This is a genomic window from Paraburkholderia sp. CNPSo 3272 (assembly GCF_024206495.1).
Taxonomy (GTDB): Bacteria; Pseudomonadota; Gammaproteobacteria; order Burkholderiales; family Burkholderiaceae; genus Paraburkholderia.
The window spans coordinates 91,762-114,028 of the sequence record NZ_JAMBPQ010000023.1 but is presented as its reverse complement, the minus strand read 5'-3'; the positions used below and the strand labels follow the sequence as shown (position 1 = coordinate 114,028).

Sequence of the window (22,267 nt, the reverse complement as noted above, 5' to 3'; positions counted from 1 at the left end):
CAAAGACACCGCCGCCCCCGGCTGCCCCGCCAGCCACGCAGACCAAGGCAGCGTCCGCCTCGGCACCGGCAGCCGCCGCAACGACCGCGGCCGCGGCGGCAGTTGCCGCGAAGGGTAGCCCCGCCATTTTGAAGCCGGGTCCCCACGACATTCAGGACTGCCCATCTTGCCCGGTGCTGGTTGCGGTGACGCCCGGCAACTTCACCATGGGCATCGACACGGACGACGCCTCGGAGCGGCCCGCGCACCACGTGACAATCAGCCATAGCTACGCACTCGCGAAGTATGCGGTAACGGTGGCGCAGTGGAACGCGTGTGTCGCCGCGAGTGCCTGCCCGCGCCTGTCGAACGAGAACAACGCCTCTCCGAACGCCCCCGTGCGCGACCTGAGCTGGGACGACGCGCAGCAATACGTGAAATGGCTTTCGAAGGTCAGCGGCAAACCCTACCGCCTGCCGACGGAGGCGGAATGGGAATATGCCGCGCGAGCCGGCACCGAAACGCGCTACTGGTGGGGCAACGATATGCGCAAGGGCACGGCGAACTGCAAGGACTGTGGGCCGCCGTGGCACGTCGAGGCGCCCGACGACGTGGGCTCGTTCCCGGCCAATGCATTTGGCTTCTACGACATGGCCGGCGGCGTTTGGGAATGGGTCAGCGACTGCTGGCACAACTCATACAAGAACGCCCCGAACGATGGCCACTCGTGGGACGAGCCTAACTGCCAAACGCGCGTGATTCGCGGCGGATCGTGGCGCGACGGTGCGGGCTACATGCTCGCCGCCACGCGCTTCAAATACGACAGCAGCGTTCGCTACGAAGCCAATGGATTTCGCGTAGCGCGCGACATGAAATAACGCAGATTACGCTGCGGGTCTCGCCTGGAGACGCACATGGCTTGCGATGTTCCGATCACTCGCCGGACATTCCTCAAGGCCATGGGGAGCGGCGCGGTCACGATGTCGGTGAGCTCCATTACCGCGTTCACGGCTGCCAGCCCAACCGCACTCGCCGCGACGAGCGCCCATTGCGCACCACCGCCACCGAACGGCACTACCGACTGGGCGCCGGAGCCAGGCAAGGCGCGCTGGCGCATCGAGGGCGTGAGCAAGGTCACGGGGGCGAAGATCTACGCACGCGATTACAAGGCGCGCGACTTCGACGGCTGGCCGAAAGAAGAAAACTGGCTATATGCGCTGAGATGTAATTGCGTCGACAAGAATGTCGAAGAGTTCGACCTGAGCGTATTGCCGCGCGATCTTCGCCCGATCGCCGTGGTCTCCAGTCAGACGTTGAATGACAATCGCATCTCTCTCGCTGCCGAGACCGATCCGGTAGCTAGCCAGGATATCTATCTCTTCGCGCAGAAAGGCAAACCCGCCAATTGCTACGGCCAGCCGGTCGCCTTATTGATCTTCGAAGACTACGACACGTACCGCCGTGCGAAGAAACTGCTCGATTTCAACGAGTCGGTTATCCGTTACGGAGCAACGGTGCCGGAAAGCAACACGACCACCTTGTATCCGTTCGCATCCAAGCTCTATGTGCGCGACGACGCCAGGTCGTTTTCGAACCTCCAAAGCAGCGGCCATACCGACAAGGCATTCACCGCCAAATGCAACAACATCGGTAATGGCATTCTCAAACTGGCCAGCGCCAAGGTCGAGAGCAAGGTCTGGCACCGGTTCGATGGCGCCTTCAAAACGCCCGCAATCGATCCCGTCTTCATGGAGCCGGAGTCGGGACTGGCGTGGTTTCAGGCGGATTCCGGTTGTCTGAATCTGGTACTCGGCACACAATCGCCGCGCGGCGACTGCATATCCGCATGTAAGGTGTTCAAGGAAAGCAATATCAACGTCAAGCACGTTCACGTGATCAGCTGCTACCCAGGCGGCGGATTCGGCGGCCGCGACGAATCGAATTTTCCCGTTTATCTCGCCCTCGCTGCGCCTTTCGCGAAGGGGGCGTTGCGCTGGCAGCAATCGCGCTATGAACAATTTCAGGTCGGCTTGAAACGCGCGGAAACGGATTTCACGGAGTCCATCTGGCTCGACGATAACGGCAAGCTCCAGGCGCTCGTCGGTTCCTTCAGCTTCAATGGCGGCGGCAAGGAAAATCTCACGGGCGCCGTTGGCGACCTCGCTGCCATGAGCGCCATGAGCTGCTACGACATTCCGCGCGCCATTGCGCAAAGCTCCGTGCGTTATACGCCCGCATTGTTCGGCGGCTCGCAGCGTGGCTTTGGCGGTCCCCAGGCTTACCTCGCCATCGAAACGCTCATGGACGAGGCCGCCCAGGCGTTGCACAAAAGTCCATTCGACATCCGGCGCAGTAACCTCCTGAGCAAGCAGCACGGCAAAACGCTCACTGGCGCACCCATTCTGTTCGATCTGCAACTCGCCGACCTGCTGAACCGGCTCGAAGGGCACGAGTTATGGCGCAACAGGGAAAGCGTGCGCGCGCAACGCAGCGCGCTCGGATTGCGATATGGCGTTGGACTCGCCATGTCGAATCAGGCCTACGGTACCGGCAAGGACGCCGTATTCGCGATGGTGCAGATTCAGCCGAACGCGGGCCTGCATGTGCTCACGCATTACACGGACATGGGCAATGGCGCGGCAACCACGTTGGCCCTCGCGCCTGCCGCGTGCCTTGGGCAGAACGCGCAGACCATCACCATGAACGAAGTCGACGCGTTTCAGATATCGGATTTTGAATACTCGAAGCTGGGCATCCTGGGCAATCCCCTAAGCAAACCGATCTCGAGCCCCTTTAATTCTTCGAGCGCCTGCCTCGGTGCGTTCCATCACTTTCAGGCCGTAGACCGCGCCGCAATGGTGTTGATGCTGCAAAGCGTGCTGCCTGCCGCTCGCGCACTATGGCGCAACCCGCACGTCGAGCGACATGACCTCAAGTGGACCAATGCGAGGCTGACCGCCGCCGGCCACCCGGCAATCAGCTGGCCCGCGTTGCTCGACGAGATCAACCGCCAGCAATTGCCTACCGTGGCCGCCGCCCATGTCACCTATGCCGGGGGGTTCTGGAGAAGCCAGTACACGTTCGCGTCGGGCGCCGTCGAGATGGACTGCGACTACATAGCCGTTGGCCCCGATACCCACCATCTCAAGGGCTTGCCTCACGGAGAGTTGCTGCCGCCGCTCGATACGTTCAATTTCGGGCGCACGAACTATGCGCCTTCGGCAGCGCTCGTCGCGGTGTCCGTGAGCCCCGAGAGCGGGCACGCGAAGGTCGAACATGTCGTCACGACGCTCAGCGCCGGCCGTCTGATTTGTCCTGAGATCGTGCAAGGCCAGTCGCAAGGCGCGGTGGCCATGGCGATGAGCAATGTGCTGAGCGAATCGTGTCCGCTGGGCGATCGCGGCCCCGGCAACGGCACCTGGAATCTCGACCGGTACCTCATCACGCGCATGACCGACGTCCCGCGCCAGCAACTGATCGCGCTGCCGCCGCCAGATGGAGACCATCACAGCGCGCGCGGCATCGGCGAGGCCGTGATGTGCCCCATCGCGCCGGCGCTGCTGAACGCGCTGGCCATGGCAACCGGGCATCGCTTCAGGCAAACCCCCGTCACGCCCGACAAGATACGCGAGGCTCTGAAGTGAGCGAAGCCGACGTCAAGATTCACGTGAACGGACACGCCATCACGGTACCGGCCGCCGATACCGACATGAACCTCGCCGAATATCTTCACGAACGAATGGACCTCACGGGGACCAAGGTGTGCTGCGGCATTGGCACGTGCCGCGCGTGCACCGTGGGCCTGCGCAGCAGCCGCGACGCGCTGATGGAAAAGACCCTGGCGTGCGTGACACCCGTGAGCGCGGTCGCGAATCAATATATCTATACCGTGGAGAGCCTCGCGGACGGCAACGGGCTTTCGCCGCTGCAGCAAGGTTTCCTCGAGTCCTTCGCGTTTCAGTGCGGCTACTGCACGCGTGGCTTTCTGATGGCGGCGACCGCCATGCTCGAACATGTAAAGGCGTACCGTGTCAGCGCAGACCAGCTCGAAACGGAAATCGACACGTGGGTGGGGGGAAATCTGTGCCGCTGCACAGGCTACGTGAAGTATCGGGAAGCGATTCGCAAGGTCGCGCTCATGCAGATGAAAAGCGGAGGATGACCATGTCTGTCCGCGCCAGCCTGTTCGCTCTGTGCTTTCTCTTTGCCGTGCCGCTTGCCGCCTTTACCCATGAGCAGACCTTGCTCGAATACGCCGATCAATGCGTGAGGGAAATCGGCGAAATCCCACCGTTCAACTGCAATGACGGAACCGATATTCCCATTACGATCGATGGAAAGCCGCCCGGACCCAGTGAGTCCCCGAAGCGATGCGACAAGCCTTCATTGCTAAACCCGACTTCAGAAGCAAAAGGTCAATGCATTCCGTTTTCGAAGATCCTGAATCTGTCGCGCGGCAACACGCAAATTTCCGCGTACTGCCGTCGCGATGTGCTGCGCGGAGACAATAGCCAGTTCTATGACCTCGTAGTCGTCGTGATGCATCATTCAGGCAATGGCAAGACCTGCTGGTTCGAGGCGAAGGCGCCTCCAGTATCGAAATCGCGAGCTGACGTACCCGCAAGTAGTGGAATCGTTGCGACACGCGTGCCGCCGCCAAACGAGAGAAAGCCGCCATCAGGACAACCGTCAGCAGTCGAATTCTGGGCGACACCCGCAGCGGTCGCCTCCGAAAAACCCACATGCGTCCAATGCCACGACGCGGGCCCCTTCATCTTCAGCCCTTATATCGGGCAGGTGTGGGACAAGGTGCCCACCGACCCATGGGGGAAGTATTCGAGCATCGGGCAGGCCTTCTCGTCGTATCACCTCATGACGATGAGCACACCGGGCAACACCTGCATTGGCTGTCACCGCATTGGCAGCGAGCAGAGCTGCACTGCCTTTCTCGGGCTTTCGGTGGGCAAGCTGAAAGCGCCGGGTAACGACCAGCTCGCCAACAGTTTTCCGCAGAACCACTGGATGCCGACCGACAACGCGATGAGCAAAGAGCAATGGGACAAGGCAAACGTCGCGTCGGTCGAAGCCTTGCTGGCCTGCTGCAACGATCCGGCGCACAAAGATCCGAATTGCACGTTCACGCCCATCCCTTCGAGTCCGGATAAGCGGTCACTGCGTTGATCTACATCGCCGGCGCGCCTTCCGCTGCCGCGCCCGCCACCTCGACCACCAAAGCCGCCGCGAAAACCATGGCCACCGCTGCGGCCGCCCAAAAAAAGCGCGGTGGCGGCCAAGCGCAGCAAGCGCGCGGCACAATATTTCTCTTTCCGGATCGTCTACACGGGTATGGAACCGCCGCCCACCCCAAGCCCGCCGAGTACGCAGGACCGCGAAATCGCCGACACCGTCGCCCGCGAGCGCCCGAGGCTGCGCAATTTCATCCGCCGCCGCGTAGTCGACCAGGACGAAGCCGACGACATTCTTCAGGACGTGTTCGAGGAACTGGTTCAGGCGTGGCGGCTGCCGGAGCCCATCGAGCAGGTGGGCGCGTGGCTCTTTCGCGTGGCGCGAAATCGCATCGTCGACCGGTTTCGCAAACGCAGGGAAGTGCTGCTAGTCGAGCCGCAAGAGGAAGAAAGCGAATACCGCCTCGACCTCGCACTGCCCTCTTCCAACGCCGGCCCCGAGGCCGCTTACGAGCGCGCAGCGATGCTCGACGCGCTGCGCACCGCGCTCGACGAACTGCCGCCCAGCCAGCGCGAAGTGTTCATCGCGCACGAACTGGACGGGCGCAGTTTCAAGGAGCTGGCCGCCGCGAGCGGGGTCGGCGTGAATACGCTGCTGGCGCGCAAACGTTATGCGGTGCTGCATCTGCGCGAACGTTTGCGCGCGTCATGGGACGACCTGGACATTTGAACCGAAGGAGAATGAAATGAAGTTTCGCCGCAAAATGTTTGCCAAGGCGCTGCTGATGATTGCGGTCATCGCCCTGCTGGGCGGGATCGTCATGGGCCTGTGGAACTGGATCGCACCGACGATCGTGGCCAATGCGCATGCCATCGACTATCCACGCGCGATCGGCCTGCTGGTGCTGTGCCGGATCCTGTTCGGCGGCTTCCGCGGGCATGGCGGCTGCCGCCGGCGCATGCATTGGCACCAGTGGCAACAGTGGCAGCACATGACGCCGCAGGAGCGCGAGCAGCTGCGCAATGGCGCCACGCCGCCCGCGCAGTAAGCCAGGGGCCAAGCCTCGTCCTGTCACGGGCTGGCACAATTCATCCATTGTCGATCCGCCAGGAAGCTCCATGCCAGATGTCGCCGCCCGCCGCCCTTCACGCGTCGCGCCCCTCTTCGCCCTTTTGCCCTTCCTGCGCCCTTATGCGGGGCGCTGGGCGCTCGCCTTCCTCGCGCTCCTGACCTCGGCGGGCGCGACGCTCGCGCTGCCGGTGGCATTCAAGTACCTGATCGACCGTGGCTTCGCGAGCGGCGATCGCACGCATATCGACCGCTATTTCATCGCGCTCTTCGTGGTGTCGCTGATCCTCGCTGCGGCGACGGCGCTGCGCTTCTACTGGGTCTCGTGGCTCGGCGAGCGGGTGACGGCCGACTTGCGGCGCGCCGTGTACGACCACGTGATACGCATGAGCCCGCAGTTCTTCGAGACCACGCAAACAGGAGAAGTGCTCTCGCGTCTCACCACCGACACGACCCTGATCCAGACCGTAGTGGGCACCAGCCTCTCGCTGGGCCTGCGCAACCTGCTCCTCACGGTCGGCGGCGTGGCGATGCTCGTCGCGACGAGCCCGGTGCTGTCGGGCTACATCATCGCGACACTGGTCGTTGTGGTCGCACCTATAGTTATCTTCGGGCGGCGCGTGCGGCGGCTTTCGCGCGCGAGCCAGGACAAGGTGGCGAGCGCAAGCGCCCTGGCGGGCGAAGTGCTCAACGCCATGCCCACGGTGCAGTCTTATGCGCAGGAATCGTTCGAGGCAAAGCGCTTTGGCGGCGCCGTGGAGGCGGCCTTCGAAACGGCGCTCGCACGCATTCGGGCACGCGCCGGGTTGACGGCCGTGGTGATCGTGTTCGTGTTCGCCGCCATCGTGTTCGTGCTCTGGCTCGGCGCGCAGGCGGTACTGGCCGGGCAGATGAGCGCCGGCCAGCTCTCCCAGTTCATTCTCTACGCGGTGTTCACGGCCGGCGCCGTGGGCGCCGTTGCCGAAGTGTGGGGCGATCTGCAACGGGCCGCGGGCGCCACAGAACGGCTGCTGCAACTGCTCGCCGCGCACTCGCCCGTGGCGCAGGCGGCGGCGACCGTGCCGCTGCCGGCTCACGGCGCAGGCATCCGGTTCGACAACGTTGGCTTCTCCTACCCCTCGCGCCCCGGCATTGCCGCGCTCGACGCCTTCTCGCTCGACGTGCGCCCGGGCGAGCATGTCGCGCTGGTCGGTCCGTCGGGCGCAGGCAAGACCACCCTCTTTCAATTGCTGCTGCGCTTTTACGCCCCGCAATCGGGCAGCCTCAGCATCAACGGTGTGCCTACGCAACAGGTGTCGCTCGCGGCGTTGCGCCAGGCGATCGGCGTCGTGCTGCAGGAATCGGTGATCTTTTCGGGCAGCGTGCTCGACAACATTCGCTACGGCTCGCCCGACGCCCCGCTCGAAGCTGTCCAGCGCGCCGCCTCCATGGCGGCGGCGGCCGGCTTTATCGCGGAACTGCCGCAAGGCTACGATACGTTCCTCGGCGAACGCGGCGTGCGCCTTTCAGGCGGTCAAAGGCAGCGCATTGCCATCGCGCGCGCGATCCTCAAGAATCCGCCCATTCTGCTGCTCGACGAGGCCACCAGCGCGCTCGACGCCGCGAGCGAACGCCTCGTGCAAACGGCGTTGGACAACGCCGCCCAGAACCGCACGACGCTCGTCATTGCGCATCGTCTCGCCACCGTGCAGCAAGCCGACCGCATCATCGTCATGGAGCAAGGCCGCATCGTGGCGCAAGGCCGGCATGCGGAGCTCCTGCAGAGTTCGCCGCTTTATGCGCAGCTCGCTGCGCTGCAGTTCGGCGCGCAGCACGCGAATACCGTCATGTAACCGCTCGGCGTCGGCGCATTGTCGGCGTCCCGCGTGATGCACTGCGGCATGGCGAATTCATTGAAAATGCGCACACTGCATCACAACGTGATATACCATCGATTCGTATAACACCCGTCTCGCCCGTGCCGATCAGGATGCAGCGATAGCAAGGGACGCACCGCTTCCACACGATCGGCGAAGCCAATATCCCGGCAGAGGGGCACGTTTTTTGCGCCCCACCGGAAGCCCTGGCCATGCGTTCTTGCATTGGCCGTATCGCCCTTGCCTTGGGGGTGCGAAATGAATGCCGATCTACCGGGAGCCACGCTCCTTTCGGACGAAGACGCCCAGCGCCAGTTGCGCCGCGCCGTAATTGCCAGCACCATCGGCACGACGATCGAATGGTACGACTTTTTCCTCTACAGCATTGTCACCGGGCTTATCTTCGCGAAGCTGTACTTTCCTGAATCCGACCCGCTCGTTGGCACCTTGCAAGCGTTTCTCATCTATGCCGTGGGCTTCGTCGCACGGCCAGTCGGCGCGGCCATATTCGGCCACTATGGCGATCGCGTCGGCCGCAAAGCCACACTGATCGTCACGCTGCTGCTCATGGGGCTCGCCACCTTCGCCGTGGCCTTTGTTCCGACCTATGCATCCATCGGCATCTGGGGCGCCGTTCTGCTCACGGTGCTGCGCTTCATTCAGGGCGTGGGCGTGGGCGGTGAATGGGGCGGCTCGGTCTTGATGTCGATGGAGTGGGCGCGCACCAATTCGCATCGCGGCTTCGTCGCCTCCTGGCCGCAATTCGGCGTGCCCGCGGGACTCTTTATCGCCAATCTCGTGGTGCTCACCGTTAGCGCGTTTTCCGGAGACGCCTTCATGACGTGGGGATGGCGGGTGCCGTTCCTGCTGAGCATCGTGCTGGTCGCGATCGGCCTCTATATCCGGCTGAGCATTCTTGAAACGCCGATCTTCGCGAAGCTCCTCGCGGAGAACAAAATCGAGAAAACGCCGATGCTCGAAGTCATTCGGCGCCAGCCCAAGGATATTCTCCTCTCGGCGTTGGCGCGCATGGCCGAACAGGCGCCCTTCTACATCTATACGGCCTTCGTCTTCACGTATGGCGTCAAGACGCTGCACGTTTCGCGCGACCTCATGCTCACTGCGGTTCTGGCTGCCGCCGTTGTACAGTTCGCGACCATTCCGTTCTTTGGGCACGTGTCCGACCTGATCGGGCGCAAACGCATGTACATGATCGGTGCGGTGGCCGCGGGCATCTTCGGCTTTATTTACTTCGGTATGCTGGATACAAAAAATACGGCTTTGATTTTTGCGGCCGTAGTCCTTTCGCTCGTGCCGCACGCCATGCTCTACGGTCCACAGGCAGCGTTCATCGCCGAATCGTTCACAGGGCGGCTGCGTTACAGCGGCGCCTCACTCGGTTATCAGCTGGCCTCCGTGATTGCGGGCGGCCCGGCGCCGTTGATCGCAACGGCGCTCTTCGCGTACTACCGCACGGGCTATGCCATTGCGATCTATATCGCCGTGTGCGGTGTGATCAGTCTGCTAGCCGCCTGGCGCATGGTCGATTACACGAACAAGGATATCTCGCGCGAATACGACGACGCGCGCGGCACGGGCGATCACGGGCACGCTTCCCACCCCGCGTGATCGACTGCTGAAAAACCCGGCGCGCCCCTGCGAGACGAATCTCGCAGGGGCGCGCTTCTTCTTGGCCATCAACAACGATCAGCCATCCTGAACGCTCAAATCCTCGGCGCCTTGTCGAGCACCACGCCCGTCGTCGGATCAAGGTACAGCCTGCGATCTTCGTGGCCGCGGCCGCGGCGGTCAAAGTCGAACATGCCCATGATGCTGCCTGCCGTCGCATCGAACGAGCCGCCGCCGATGCGCTGACCGTCGAGCCAGTTGTCTTCGATGAAACGCACCACGGAAGACTGGTCGATCAGCGTATGGTCGACGTAGTTCTCACGCGCCCACGGCGAGATCACGACGAACGGAATGCGCGTGCCCGGACCGCAGCGGCCGTTCACGGGCTTGCCGTTCAAGCCGGCAGGCGCCGAACCCGTGCCGCAGATGCCGGCCGCGGTCAACTGGTCGGCAACGCTGTCGTACGAAGCGCTGGTGGGCTGCGCGTACGCATGGTCGTACCAGCCGTCCGAGTCATCCCATGCGACGATCACGGCCGTATCTTCCCAGTCGTTCTGCTGCTGCAGGAAGTTCACGACCTTCGTGACGAAAGCCTGCTCGTCGAGGGGGTCGGAATAGCCAGCGTGGCCATCCTGGTAGGCGGGGGCCTTCAGGAAGCTCACCGACGGGAAATTGCCCGCCTTCACGGCAGCGAAAAAGTCGTCGGTATCGTACTGGTGATTCGCCGGGTCGGGGCTGCCGTTCTTGCCCACGGTATGGCCGATCGCGGCGAGCGAGCCCGGACGCAGATGCTGCGGGTTCGAAGTCGTTGCGTAGTACTGGAACCAGTTGTGGTGCGGAATATAGTCGGACGTCGCTGCGCCGACCACCGGCGAGAGCGTGCTGCGCTTGCAGCCGGTCGTGCCGTTGCTGTTCGTCGTCGCGAGGTTGAAGCCGCCCATGAAGCCGCCCCACGAAACGTTACGCGCGTTCAGCAGGTCGCCGATATTCTTGCCGGTCATCTGCGCCTGATCGGTCGCGCTCGAGCAGAGATCGTAGGCCGGGTCGACGTCGTTGATCATCGTAAAGCCGTTCTGCCCGTCGTTCACATAGTACGAACCGGCGACCGAAGGCTTCTTCGTTGTGAGCACAACCTTCATGCCGTTGGTCTGGCCCGAGATCACTTCGAGCGCGCCGGGGGTCGACGGACCGTAGGTCGACGTATAGGCGTTGTCGCTCATCGCGAAGTGCTGGGCGTAGTTCCACAGCGCCGTGACGGTGTTGCCGTCGTAATAGCCCATCACCTGGCCCTTCGTGCCGAACGCGCCGGCGCCGCCGCTCGTGCCGTTACCCGTGTACAACGGGAAGAGGTCGGCGCGGCCGTCGTCATACGCCTGCTGCTCGGCCGTATAAGCGTGGTTCTGGTCGGCCGTGGCCGCCTGCGTGCGATCCAGGCGGAACGGATTAGCCGCGCCCGAGCCATTGGCCGCATTCGCGAAGTTCGGGTTCTTGCTCAGCAGCGTGCCCGTCAGACCGTTTACTTCCGGCGTGCCGGGTTGCGCCCTGAATGCAGGCTCGCCGGACGGATTGGACGCATGCGGATAGGTCGCGAAGTAGTGGTCGAACGAAACGTTCTCGCCATAAATCACGACCACGTGCTTGATCGGCGTGGCCGTGTGATCGTGTTCCGGATGATTCTTGTCGTGATCGTCACCAGCACTCCACGCAACTGTCGATGCGAATGCTGCGGCTGTGAGCGAACCAACTGCGACGTGACGCCATTGCATTTTCGGCTCCTGGTTGATTTCGTATTGTCGGGATCACCGTGAAGCCGGGTGAAGGCGTTATGCAGCACGCATCGTGGCGCTCATGCCAGCTGAATGCGGAGGCTACACGGCATGAGGATTAGAGCATCGGGGTATGAATGCTCGGCGTCAGACTCCTTACGAAATATTTTCGATTGGAAAGTTTTGCGCCAAATAGTCATTCAATTGGCACGACGCACCGAATCGAGAGAGCGGGCTTTTATTTCAGGTATGAAGATTGCGCAGCGCTCATCCGTCGGCCAGGAAAGCCCGCTACCAAACGGGGTTGGCAAACAAGGTGAATTAAAAATGAGGCGGGCCGCGACGCGGCGGCCCGAGAATGAATACGCGGCCTAGATGAAACTGACGCCGCCGTTGACGGCAATGGTTTGCCCCGTGACGAAGCCGTTGCCGACCACCATCAACACGACCTGTGCGACCTCATCGGCTTCACCGAGGCGGCCAACCGGCAGCCGCTCGGCGACGTTCGCCGCTTTCAGCGGCGCGGCCATTTCCGTGTCGATGGGGCCCGGCGCCACGGCGTTCACGGTCACGCCCTCTCGTGCCACGCGCGAGGCATAGCCTCGCGTCAGGCCTTCGAGGCCCGCTTTGGAAGCGTTGTAATGAACGCCGACGAGGCCTGCGCCGCGCGCGGCCGCCGACGAAAGATTGACGATGCGGCCCCAGCGACGCGCGCGCATGCCGGGCAACACCGCCTGCGTGCATAGAAATGCCGACTTGAGATTGACGGCGAGCGTGTGGTCGAATTCGGTCTCCGTCAGCGACTCGATATCGCTGAACGTACCCGTGCCGGCGTTGTTCACGAGCACATCGACCGCGCCGAGGCGGCGCTCGATCTCGCCGATCATGCGGGTGACGTCGCTGGCCGACGACACATCGGCGCGCACCGCGAGCGCGCGGCCCCCGGCGCTCTCGATCTGCGCGACGACCTGATCCGCTTCGTCAGCGCGCTGCCGGTAATTCACGCCGACCGCCGCGCCAGCCGTAGCCAGCGCCACCGCAATGGCGCGTCCGATTCCGCGCGAGCCGCCGGTCACGAGCGCAACACGATGATTGAGGTCGGGTAAAAGCGCGGACATGGCGGACTCCTTCAGCAATTGGTTTGCACTGCAGGTTTGCACTGCACCGCCGCCCTTGCGCAAGACGCTCGCCTTGACGCGCTACGGCGCGGTGCCAATGCCGCCGCCCGGGCCTGCCAGCTCCCCGTCGACGCCAGGCGCAGCCCCCTGGCTGTGAGCGTTCATCCGGCCGCCAGGCCGCGAAAACGGCGGGGTGCGCAGTTTCGCGCGGCGACGCGGACCGGAAACCGGGTCCAGATAGAACATCACGAGCGTGCCTGCGGCGGCCGCCGCCGCGAGATGGAACAGTGCCTTCATGAATGCCTCTCGATAGTTGCAACGCGTGCTCAACCGGACGCAGCAACGACTGCAGCGCACGTAAGACGTGCGGCGTTGGCGCGAGCCCCGCGCTCAGGAAAAGCCCTCGTCCCAGCGTGTATCGCGCACCTGCACCATGCCCGCTTCCACGCGCACCGCGAACACCGCGACGTCCTCATACGCGGGCGGCGCGAGGACTTTCCCCGTCTTGATGCAAAACCGGGCGCCATGGCGCGGGCAAATCACCTCGTCGCCCTCTACGTCGCCTCCCGTGAGCGCGCCGCCATCGTGCGGACAAGTGTCCTCGATCGCATAGCAGGTCCCATCGAGATTGAATACGGCGACCGGCGTACCGTCAACATCGACGCTGAGCACGGCACCCGGTTGAAAGTCGGCGTATGGAGCCACGTCCACCCAGTCGGCCATGTCAGAGCATCCCCAGTTGCAGCAGCGCCGCTTCGGACATGCGCGCTCTCGTCCACGGGGGCTCCCAGACCAGCTCCACGTTGGTCGCGCTCACGCCTTCCACCTCGTTCACGTATTCTTCGACCGTGCCAGGGAAAGTTTGCGCGACCGGGCAGCCCGGCGCGGTCAGCGTCATGCGGATCGTCACGCGCCCCGTTTCGGCGTCCACGTCCAGCTGATAAACGAGCCCCAGGTCGTATATGTTCACCGGTATCTCCGGATCGAACACCGAGCGCAGCGCATCGATCACGCGTTCGCGCAGGTCGTTGCTCGCCACTTGCGTATTCATCGTCATATGCCTCCAGGCACACGCAGCCTCATTCCGTCGAAACGGTCCCGCGCTCGTCGCGCAACGCGGCGTGCAGCGTGTGCCACGCCAGCGTCGCGCACTTGATGCGCGCCGGAAATTCGCGCACGCCGGCGAGCACCGCGAGCTTGCCTAGTCCTTCGGCCGAGGCCGGGCGGTCCGAAGGCGCCGTCGCCATGGCGTGAAAGCGTTCGAACAGCGCCTCGACCTCCGCCTGCGTGCGCCCCTTGAGCGCTTCGGTCATCAACGAGGCCGAAGCCGTCGCAATCGCGCACCCCGCGCCCTCGAAGCCGGCGTCCTTGACTACGCCGTCCTCGATACGCAGATACAACGTGACGCGGTCACCGCACAACGGGTTGTAGCCTTCGGCGCTATGCGTCGCACCGGGCACAGTGTGACAGTTCCGCGGCCGCCGATAGTGGTCGAAGATCGTTTCCTGGTACAGGTCGCGCAAGTCGCTCATAGCGGAAACACCTCCTCTACGCGCGCTAGGCCGTCCAGCAGCGCGTCGACTTCGGCGCGCGTGTTGTACAGCGCAAACGAGGCGCGCACGGTGGCCGGCACGCCATAGCGCTCCATCACCGGCATCGCGCAATGATGGCCCGTGCGCACGGCCACGCCGCACTGATCCAGTATCGTGCCGATGTCGTGAGCGTGCGCGTTCTCCATGACGAACGAGACGATGCCCAGCTTTTGCTTCGCCATGCCAATTATTCTCACATTCGGCATCGCACGCAATGCCGCGTTGGCATAAGCGAGCAGATCGGCTTCGTGCCGCTGCGCCACTTCCAGGCCGATCACGCTCACGTAGTCCAGCGCCGCGCCGAGCCCGATTGCGCCGGCAATATTCGGCGTGCCCGCTTCGAAGCGCCACGGAATCACGTTGTACTCGGTCTTCTCGAACGTCACGGAGCGGATCATGTCGCCGCCGCCCTGCCAGGGCGGCATGGCGTCGAGCAGGGCGGCTTTCGCGTACAGCGCGCCAATGCCGGTCGGGCCGTAGATCTTGTGACCCGAGAACGCATAGAAGTCGCAATCGAGCGCGGCCACGTCCACGGGAAGATGCGCGATCGCCTGCGCGCCATCGACCAGCACCGGCACGCCGCGCGCATGCGCAAGCTCGATCATCTGCGCAAGCGGATTGACGGTGCCCAGCGCGTTCGACGCATGCGACACCGCCGCCATGCGCGTGCGCGGGCCGAGCAGGCGCTCGTAGACGTCGAGGTCTAGCGTGCCGTCGTCGTCGATTGGCGTCACCTTCAGTAGCGCGCCCGTCTGCGCGCAGACGAGTTGCCACGGCACGATGTTCGAATGATGCTCCATCGCGGTAATGAGCACTTCGTCGCCGGGCTGAAGGCGCGGCCGCGCGTAGCTTTGCGCCACCAGATTGATCGCTTCCGTGGTGCCGCGCGTGTAGACGATCTCCTTCTCGTGCGCCGCGCCAATGAAACGCGCAATGCGCGCGCGGGCGCCCTCGTAGGCATCGGTCGCGCGCTGCGACAGCAAATGAACGCCGCGATGCACGTTGGCATTGTCGTGCTCGTAATAGGCTTGCTCTGCCGCGATCACGCTCGCGGGCTTCTGCGTGGTCGCCGCGTTATCGAGGTATACGAGCGGCTTGCCGTGCACGCTTTCCCGCAGAATCGGAAAGTCGCTGCGCCAGCCCATCACCGCTTCGGTGTCGGGAATGCCCACCGGTTCTAGTAGATTCATGACAGTCCCCGCAGGTACTCGCCGCCGGGCAGGCGCGCGAGCAGTTGTTGCGTGAGCCGGCTGCGCAGCGCGGCGCTTTCCACGCGATCCACGCTCACGCGCGCGAATGACCAGACGAGTAACGCGCGCGCCATGCGCTCGTCTATGCCACGCGAGCGCAGATAAAAGAGCGGGCTCTCGTCGAGCTGGCCGACGGTCGCGCCGTGCGTGCACTTCACGTCGTCGGCGTGAATCTCCAGTTGCGGCTTCGTGTCGATCTCGGCGTTGCGCGAGAGGAGCAGATTGTCGTTGCCTTGATGCGCGTTGGTCTGCTGCGCGTCCTGGTGCACGATCACGCGGCCATCGAACACCGCATGTGAAGCGCCGTCGAGCACGCCGCGATAGTATTCCCGGCTCGTGCCGCGCGGCATCGCATGGTCGATCCGCGTGTGATGATCCACATGCTGGCGCGCGCTGACGAAATACAGGCCGTTCAGGTCGACTTGCGCGTCTTGCGCATCGAGGCGCGTATCGATCTGCGTGCGCGACAATGCGCCGCCGAACGCAAACGAGTGCGAGGTGAAGTGGCTCGCGCGCCGCTGCGAAACGCCCACGTGCGCGATATGAAACGCGCTGCGGGCCTCCTGCTGGATGCGGCAATGCTGAACGTCGGTCTCTTCGTCGGCGACGATTTCCGTGGCGGTGTTGACGAAGTAGGCTTCGTCGGTAATGCCCGCGAACTGCTCGACGATCGAGCACCGCGCCCCCCGCTCCGCCACCACCGCGTTAAACGGATGCATGGCGAGCGCGGCCTCGCTGCTGAAGAACAGCACGTGCAGCGGCCAGTCCAGCGCGCAGCCCGGTGGCAGAACGACCACGTAGCCGTCGCTGCGAAACGCGCCGTTGAGCGCCGCGAAGCCGTCCTCGGGCGCTCGCCGCGCCATGATGGATTCCACCCGCTCAGGAATCCTGCGCATTGCCTGCGCGAGCGTGCCGACGAACGCGCCTTCCGGCAAAGGCGGCAAGGACGAGAGCTTCGGCACGTGGCGGCCGTTCACGAACACGATACGGCCGCCCGCATCCGCGGGCACGAGGTCCTCGATCAGGCGGGCATAGTCGGTTTGCTCGCCGTCCGAAGGCATGAAATGCCAATGCGGCTTCGCAATGGGCATCACATTGGTGTATTTCCACGCTTCGAGTTGCGTGCCGGGAAAGCCCAGCGTCTCGAAGCGGTCGAACGCGTGCCGTCTCGCCTTGCGCAACCACGGCAGCTCGACGCCCGCCAGCGTCCCAGCCATCGTGCGGAAGGCGTCGCGGTAATGCTCGCGCGTTGATTCGCTCATCGTTGCTCCCTGGCGGCTGCCGAGTGTTGCGTGTCGGCGCCTTGCCCTGCTGCCGGTCCGTCGCTGTCCTGCCCGCCGAGCCAGCCATAACCCTTGCGCTCCAGTTCAAGCGCAAGCTCATGCGAACCCGAGCGCACGATGCGCCCCTGCGAAAGGACGTGCACCTGGTCCGGCACGATGTAGTCGAGCAGGCGCTGGTAATGCGTCACGAGCACGATGGCCCGGTCCGCGCTGCGCATCTGGTTCACACCACGGGCGACGAGTTGCAACGCGTCGATATCGAGCCCGGAGTCGGTCTCGTCGAGAATGGCGAGACGCGGCTCGAGCACCGTCATCTGCAGCACCTCGTTGCGCTTTTTCTCGCCGCCCGAAAACCCTTCGTTCACGCCCCGGTAGAGCAGGTCTTCCTTCATCTCCATGGCCGCCATTTTCTCCTTTACCAGCGCGAGAAAGTCCATGGCGTCGAGTTCCGCCTCGCCACGATGCTTGCGCTGCGCGTTGAGCGCGGCCTTGAGCAGATAGATATTGCTCACACCCGGTATTTCCACCGGATACTGAAACGCGAGAAAGAGCCCGCGGCGCGCGCGCTCGTCGGGCGCAAGCGCGAGCAGGTCGCAGCCGTCGTACTGCACGCTGCCCCCCGTGACCACGTATTGCTCGCGCCCCGCCAGCACATGGGCGAGTGTGCTTTTGCCGGAGCCGTTCGGCCCCATGATCGCGTGAACCTCGCCCGCATTCACGCGCAAATCCACCCCGCGCAGAATCGGCTTGCTTTCCACTTCGACATTCAGATTGCGGATTTCCAGCATTCTTTTCTCCCTCTCAACCTACGCTGCCTTCCAGGCTCACGCCAAGCAGCTTCTGCGCTTCCACGGCGAATTCCATCGGCAATTCCTTGAGCACGTCCTTGCAAAAGCCGTTGACGATCATCGACACTGCGTCCTCCTCACTGAGCCCGCGCTGGCGGCAATAGAACAACTGGTCTTCGCCTATCCTCGACGTGGAAGCTTCGTGTTCGACTTTCGCGCTGGGATTCTTCACCTCGATATACGGAAACGTGAAGGCGCTGCAGCGATCGCCGAGCAGCAGTGAATCGCACTGGGTGTAGTTGCGCGCGTTCTCGGCCGAGCGCGCCATTTTCACGAGCCCGCGATAAGCGTTCTTGCCGCGGCCCGCCGATATCCCCTTCGAGAGGATCGTGCTGCGCGTATTGCGCCCGATATGCACCATCTTCGTACCGGTATCGGCCTGCTGATAGTGGTTGGTGAGCGCCGCCGAATAGAACTCGCCGATCGAGTTGTCGCCCTGCAAGATCACGCTCGGATATTTCCACGTAATGGCGGAGCCGGTTTCGACCTGGGTCCACGAAATCCGGGCATTGGCCTCGCGGCAGTCGCCGCGCTTCGTCACGAAGTTGTAGATGCCGCCGCGCCCCCGCGCGTCGCCCGGGTACCAGTTCTGCACCGTCGAATAACGGATTTGCGCGCCTTCCAGCGCAACGAGTTCCACCACTGCGGCATGCAGCTGGTTTTCGTCGCGCATCGGCGCGGTGCAGCCTTCCAGGTAGCTCACGTAAGCGCCCTTGTCGGCCACGATGAGCGTGCGCTCGAACTGGCCCGTGTTACGCGCGTTAATGCGGAAGTACGTGGACAACTCCATCGGGCAGCGCACGCCCGGCGGGATATAACAGAACGAGCCATCGCTGAACACGGCGGAATTGAGCGTCGCAAAGAAGTTGTCGGTGTAAGGCACGACCGAGCCGAGATACTGGCGCACGAGGTCCGGATGGTCGCGCACTGCCTCCGAAAACGAGCAAAAGACGATGCCAAGCTCGCCCAGCTGCCGGCGGAACGTCGTGGCGACGGACACGCTGTCGAATACCGCGTCAACGGCCACCCCCGCGAGCATCTCGCGCTCCTGCAGCGGCACGCCGAGCTTTTCGTAGGTGCGCAGTAGTTCCGGATCGACTTCGGCGAGGCTCTTCGGACGGTTCGCCTGCGTATGCGGCGCCGAGTAGTAGGCGATGTCCTGGAAGTCGATGGGCGGATGTTCGATGCTCGCCCAATGCGGCTCGGTCATTGTGAGCCAATGCCGGTAGGCGGCGAGCCGCCATTCGAGCATGAAGTCCGGCTCCTGCTTGCGCGCCGAGATAAGACGGATCACGTCTTCGGACAAACCACGCGGCAACGTGTCCGACTGCACATCTGAAACGAAGCCGTGCCGATATTCCCGCCGCAGCAGTTCCTCGAATGTTTTCGCTTGTGTATCCATGACGTTATTACGGTCTCCTTTACACTCACGACCTCATTCTAGAGCCCCTGGCAAAACCCTGGCATGGCCGGGGTTTAAGCGGCGCGCATGAGACGCCAGGCGGGCACGCGCGATGCGAAAGACCCTCCTTCGGAAGAAAGAAATGACAACACATCCGCGTTAAGCCGACACTTCCACTAGTCGCAGTCAGTTTCTTCGCCGCGCACGTCTGTCCATCGTCGCGCTGGCCATCTGGATCGCACACAGCGCGACGATACGGCGCGTGCGACACACGCCGCGACAAACTGGAACAACACAACTCGCCGACGTCGACACATCGACGTTGCTTCACTGACACCGCGGGCCGTATGTCCACGCTGGCGGGCACGCGATTCGCGAAGCTCTGCAAGAACATGAAGATGAAAGCAACGGAGCAACCATGAAGCCACCGTATGTTCCCGTCTGGGGCGCGATCGCCTGCGTGGCGCTCGCCGCCGCCTCGATCCGCGCCGACGCCCAGACTCAAACGCCCGCTCAACCGCCTGCGCCACCGATGGCGAAGCCGCCGCCAGCCGTGCCCGGTACGGCAGGCGAATCCAACCCGACCAACCCCGACAACATGCCGGTGAAAAAGCCCAAGGGGCCCGCCACGCACGACCCGATGATGCGCAGCGACCCCGCCAGTGACGCTCAGGCCAAATAGCGCGAAAAGAAGCGCAAAAAGAGCTCACCATGGGCTGAGCCAGGCTCTACCCTTTAACCATGGAACTCACGGAGGACCAGGATGAGAATCGAATTCACGAGTCGTCGTCACGCCGTGGCCGCCGCACGCGTAGCGTTCGAAGCCAACGTGGACAACCGCCCGGTATGGTGCAGCGTGTCACTCGACGCGCTGAATGACCGCTTCGGCAACACGGGCACATCGGCGCATGCGCTATTGAGCGCCTTCGAGGCAAACCGCCCGAGCATCGAACTGGCCGCGCGGCACGCGCTGGAGAAAAACGGGGGCCAGTCCGTGGAGCTTGAAACACGCGATCTGGAGTAATCGCGCCGAGGCAAGCGCAATTGCAATCGCAACCGGGTTCGAATCGTCATGCGGAACCGGCCCGCTCCAGGCAGGCCCCATACTTCTCCGAGGAACCGAAAAGCGCTCCCACGAGTGCCAGTTCGGCGAATGCGGGGCGTCCACAATGGCTGGCATCCGTACAGGCCCGCGCGGTTCAATTGCGCATCGCAATCGGCTAATCTTTTCTTGCGTCCGCGACCAGCGCCACCCTTTCGTGTGCGTCGCGTTGTTCTCCCGGTGCTTGCCGCGGAACGCACCTGCCAGCCGCACTACGCTTGAACCCCGTTCGCCTCGACGCGACGGTCCTGACGCGACAAGGAGGCAGACATGGATGCATTACAGTGGGGAACCGCCGTCGGCGTCATGGTTCTGGTGATCGCGGCCACAGCGGTAATCGCGCACTATCGCCGCGAACGGCGCCGCGCCAGCCTGTTGCGCAACCTGCACCACCACAACGGCATCCACTCTTCGCACTTGCGCTAACCAGCCACGCGCCTGTCGTCTTGCGCGCAGGTCGCGAGCATCGCGCGCAACCGTCCGATATCGGCGGGCTTCGCGAGATGCGCATGGAAGCCGGCCGCCAGCGCCGCCGCGCGGTCGCTGTCCGAAACATGCCCGCTCAGCGCGACCAGCATCACGTTGGCGTGATCCGGCATGGCGCGCAAGCGCTCCGCCAGTTCGTAGCCGTTCATGCCCGGCATGCCAATGTCAACGAGCGCGAGATGCGGCTTCCATTGCCTCAGCACACTCAGCGCGCTCGTGCCGTCGCCCGCCGTCCTGACGTCGTGCCCCTCCAGCTCGAGCAACGCGCCGAGTGCGAAACGCGCGTCCGCATTGTCGTCGACGATGAGCACCCGCGCCGGGCCGTTGCCCGCCAGCACTGCGGCGAGCGGCTTAACGGCTTCGGCGCTGGCCGTTCGCACGGGAATCGAGAGGCGCGCCAGCGTGCCGCGTCCGATTCCCTCGCTCGTTACGAGAATCTCGCCGCCATGCAGCTGCGCGAGCCGCTGCGCGATGGGAAGCCCGATGCCGAGCCCACCTTCCAGCCGCGCACTCTTGCCCGCGAATTGCGCAAACGGCTCGAAAATGCGCGAGAGCACGGACGGGTCGATCCCAATGCCGTTGTCGCGAATCGAGATCTCGACGCAGCGCGCGTCGCCGGCGCCCTTTTGTTCGACGACGATCGCGATCTCGCCGCCGTCGGGCGTATAGCGCACGGCGTTGGAAAGCAGGTTCACGATCACCTGCGTGAGCCGCGTCGGGTCGGCAAACAGCCGCAGGTCGCCGCCAGGCCGATGCACGCTCAGCGTATGCCTGCGCGCCTGCGCCCGCTCGCGGATGGAGGCGAGCGCGTCGGAAAGAATTTCGTTCAACGACGCATCGGTGGGATCGACGCAAAGCTTGTCATGATCGAGGCGCGACGCATCCTGCAGTTCGTCCATCAGACGTTTGAGCTGGGCGATCTGGCGCTGCGCGACCGCGAAGTATTCGCGCTGCAGCGGGCGGTCTTCGCAAATCATCTGGAGCGCCTGGAACGCGTTTTCGAGCGGCGCGAGCGGGTTGCGGAACTCATGCGCGAGCACGGCGATCACTTCCGAATAGCGCTGCGTCTGCATGCGGCTATGGTCGCGCGCCTCGACCAGATCGAGCGCGGAGCCGGCCACGGCGGCAAACGCGCTGAGCACCCGCTGGTCTTCGCGAGTGAAGCGCGAACATTCTTCGAGCGAGGCGGCCCAGATCGCACCCAGTTGCCGCCCTTTCGAAACGATGGGCAGGATGAGCGCCTCCTGAACGACGGCGCATGCCGGTGCGAGAACCGGAAAATCGTCGCTCAATGCGGTGAAAAGCAGCGGCTTGCCGGCTTCGAACACGACGGCGCACGGACAGTCGCGCCAGTGGATCCGGGTGCCGCACAGGTTCGCGAATTCGCCGGCCACGCTGTGCCAGCGAAAGTAGCGCTCTTCGCCTTCGTGCTCCAGCAAACTGATGCCGGCCGATTGGGCGCCGCAAAGGCGCATCGCAAAGTCTGCAATTCTCTGCAACAACACTTCGCGCGAGTCGAGTTGCGCGGTGACCAGAGCGAGAAGCGCCTGATTCTCGCGCGCATGGTCGGGCGCGCGAGACGGCCGCGCGTCGATATCGGCGATGGCGGGCGACCTGCTTTTCGGTGCCATTGCGGTCTCCTCCAGTGGCCCGACGAAGCTATGAGTTATCGCGTATGTGATAAGGCTGAGCCATTCTAGG

The 22,267-nt window shown here is 63.7% G+C and carries 22 protein-coding genes; 11 read left to right on the top strand and 11 right to left on the bottom strand.

The features are described from left to right. The 8 genes from M3I53_RS25035 to M3I53_RS25000 form a co-directional block, all read left to right on the top strand. Positions 1-857 (top strand): formylglycine-generating enzyme family protein (locus tag M3I53_RS25035; protein WP_254318526.1); only part of this gene is annotated, 857 nt, incomplete at its 5' end. Between the two features lie 36 nt (positions 858-893). Beyond that, positions 894-3,623 carry a xanthine dehydrogenase family protein molybdopterin-binding subunit gene (locus M3I53_RS25030; RefSeq protein WP_254318525.1) on the top strand — a complete coding sequence of 910 codons (2,730 nt, stop codon included), beginning with the start codon at positions 894-896 and terminating at the stop codon, positions 3,621-3,623. Beyond that, complete coding sequence (locus tag M3I53_RS38475) at positions 3,620-4,141, top strand: (2Fe-2S)-binding protein (RefSeq protein WP_254318524.1); 522 nt, start codon at positions 3,620-3,622, stop codon at positions 4,139-4,141. The genes M3I53_RS25030 and M3I53_RS38475 overlap by 4 nt, the downstream gene beginning before the upstream one ends. 2 nt (positions 4,142-4,143) lie before the next feature. Beyond that, entirely contained in the window at positions 4,144-5,160 is a 1,017-nt protein-coding gene (locus tag M3I53_RS25020) for a hypothetical protein (protein WP_254318523.1), read from the top strand. 165 nt (positions 5,161-5,325) lie between these two features. Beyond that, positions 5,326-5,895, top strand: a complete 570-nt coding sequence (locus M3I53_RS25015; protein WP_254318522.1) for an RNA polymerase sigma factor — start codon at positions 5,326-5,328, stop codon at positions 5,893-5,895. Positions 5,896-5,911: 16 nt separating this feature from the next. Next, positions 5,912-6,214, top strand: coding sequence for a hypothetical protein (locus tag M3I53_RS25010; protein WP_254318521.1), 303 nt, complete (start codon positions 5,912-5,914; stop codon positions 6,212-6,214). 70 nt (positions 6,215-6,284) lie between these two features. Then, positions 6,285-8,066: an ABC transporter transmembrane domain-containing protein gene (locus M3I53_RS25005; protein WP_254318520.1), complete on the top strand. Its 1,782-nt coding sequence runs from the start codon at positions 6,285-6,287 to the stop codon at positions 8,064-8,066. A gap of 282 nt (positions 8,067-8,348) precedes the next feature. Further along, positions 8,349-9,719 carry an MFS transporter gene (locus M3I53_RS25000; RefSeq protein WP_254318519.1) on the top strand — a complete coding sequence of 457 codons (1,371 nt, stop codon included), beginning with the start codon at positions 8,349-8,351 and terminating at the stop codon, positions 9,717-9,719. A gap of 95 nt (positions 9,720-9,814) precedes the next feature. Here M3I53_RS25000 and M3I53_RS24995 read toward each other — a convergent pair whose 3' ends face one another. The 10 genes from M3I53_RS24995 to sufB all read right to left on the bottom strand — a co-directional run bounded on the left by M3I53_RS24995 (position 9,815) and on the right by sufB (position 18,978). Further along, positions 9,815-11,485: an alkaline phosphatase family protein gene (locus M3I53_RS24995; RefSeq protein WP_254318518.1), complete on the bottom strand. Its 1,671-nt coding sequence runs from the start codon at positions 11,483-11,485 to the stop codon at positions 9,815-9,817. Between the two features lie 371 nt (positions 11,486-11,856). Continuing rightward, positions 11,857-12,603, bottom strand: a complete 747-nt coding sequence (locus M3I53_RS24990; protein ID WP_254318517.1) for an SDR family NAD(P)-dependent oxidoreductase — start codon at positions 12,601-12,603, stop codon at positions 11,857-11,859. 81 nt (positions 12,604-12,684) lie between these two features. After that, positions 12,685-12,900, bottom strand: coding sequence for a hypothetical protein (locus M3I53_RS24985; RefSeq protein ID WP_254318516.1), 216 nt, complete (start codon positions 12,898-12,900; stop codon positions 12,685-12,687). Positions 12,901-12,993: 93 nt separating this feature from the next. Beyond that, on the bottom strand, positions 12,994-13,326 hold the full coding sequence (locus tag M3I53_RS24980) for a non-heme iron oxygenase ferredoxin subunit (protein WP_254318515.1): 333 nt from the start codon (positions 13,324-13,326) through the stop codon (positions 12,994-12,996). Between the two features lies 1 nt (position 13,327). Continuing rightward, positions 13,328-13,654 (bottom strand): SUF system Fe-S cluster assembly protein, encoded by a 327-nt coding sequence (locus tag M3I53_RS24975; protein ID WP_254318514.1) that lies wholly within the window; start codon positions 13,652-13,654, stop codon positions 13,328-13,330. Between the two features lie 28 nt (positions 13,655-13,682). Further along, complete coding sequence (sufU, locus tag M3I53_RS24970) at positions 13,683-14,135, bottom strand: Fe-S cluster assembly sulfur transfer protein SufU (protein WP_069262276.1); 453 nt, start codon at positions 14,133-14,135, stop codon at positions 13,683-13,685. Continuing rightward, positions 14,132-15,385, bottom strand: a complete 1,254-nt coding sequence (locus tag M3I53_RS24965) for a cysteine desulfurase (protein WP_302057830.1) — start codon at positions 15,383-15,385, stop codon at positions 14,132-14,134. Before M3I53_RS24965 ends, sufU begins: the two co-directional genes overlap by 4 nt. After that, positions 15,382-16,707 carry a Fe-S cluster assembly protein SufD gene (sufD, locus tag M3I53_RS24960; RefSeq protein ID WP_254318513.1) on the bottom strand — a complete coding sequence of 442 codons (1,326 nt, stop codon included), beginning with the start codon at positions 16,705-16,707 and terminating at the stop codon, positions 15,382-15,384. Before sufD ends, M3I53_RS24965 begins: the two co-directional genes overlap by 4 nt. Then, positions 16,704-17,516 (bottom strand): Fe-S cluster assembly ATPase SufC, encoded by an 813-nt coding sequence (gene sufC / locus M3I53_RS24955; RefSeq protein ID WP_254318512.1) that lies wholly within the window; start codon positions 17,514-17,516, stop codon positions 16,704-16,706. The genes sufD and sufC overlap by 4 nt, the downstream gene beginning before the upstream one ends. 13 nt (positions 17,517-17,529) lie before the next feature. Then, positions 17,530-18,978 carry a Fe-S cluster assembly protein SufB gene (sufB, locus tag M3I53_RS24950; protein ID WP_254318511.1) on the bottom strand — a complete coding sequence of 483 codons (1,449 nt, stop codon included), beginning with the start codon at positions 18,976-18,978 and terminating at the stop codon, positions 17,530-17,532. 418 nt (positions 18,979-19,396) lie between these two features. Here sufB and M3I53_RS24945 point away from each other — a divergent pair, with 418 nt between their 5' ends. The 3 genes from M3I53_RS24945 to M3I53_RS24935 all read left to right on the top strand — a co-directional run bounded on the left by M3I53_RS24945 (position 19,397) and on the right by M3I53_RS24935 (position 20,506). Continuing rightward, positions 19,397-19,660 carry a hypothetical protein gene (locus tag M3I53_RS24945; protein ID WP_254318510.1) on the top strand — a complete coding sequence of 88 codons (264 nt, stop codon included), beginning with the start codon at positions 19,397-19,399 and terminating at the stop codon, positions 19,658-19,660. Positions 19,661-19,741: 81 nt separating this feature from the next. After that, complete coding sequence (locus M3I53_RS24940) at positions 19,742-20,002, top strand: DUF1488 domain-containing protein (protein WP_028204289.1); 261 nt, start codon at positions 19,742-19,744, stop codon at positions 20,000-20,002. A 348-nt stretch (positions 20,003-20,350) separates the two neighbouring features. Continuing rightward, a complete protein-coding gene (locus M3I53_RS24935; protein WP_254318509.1) occupies positions 20,351-20,506 on the top strand; it encodes a hypothetical protein in 156 nt (51 codons plus the stop codon). Here the strand turns inward: M3I53_RS24935 and M3I53_RS24930 are convergent. After that, positions 20,503-22,197 carry an ATP-binding protein gene (locus M3I53_RS24930; RefSeq protein ID WP_254318508.1) on the bottom strand — a complete coding sequence of 565 codons (1,695 nt, stop codon included), beginning with the start codon at positions 22,195-22,197 and terminating at the stop codon, positions 20,503-20,505. The genes M3I53_RS24935 and M3I53_RS24930 overlap by 4 nt on opposite strands. Positions 22,198-22,267: the final 70 nt, after the last annotated feature.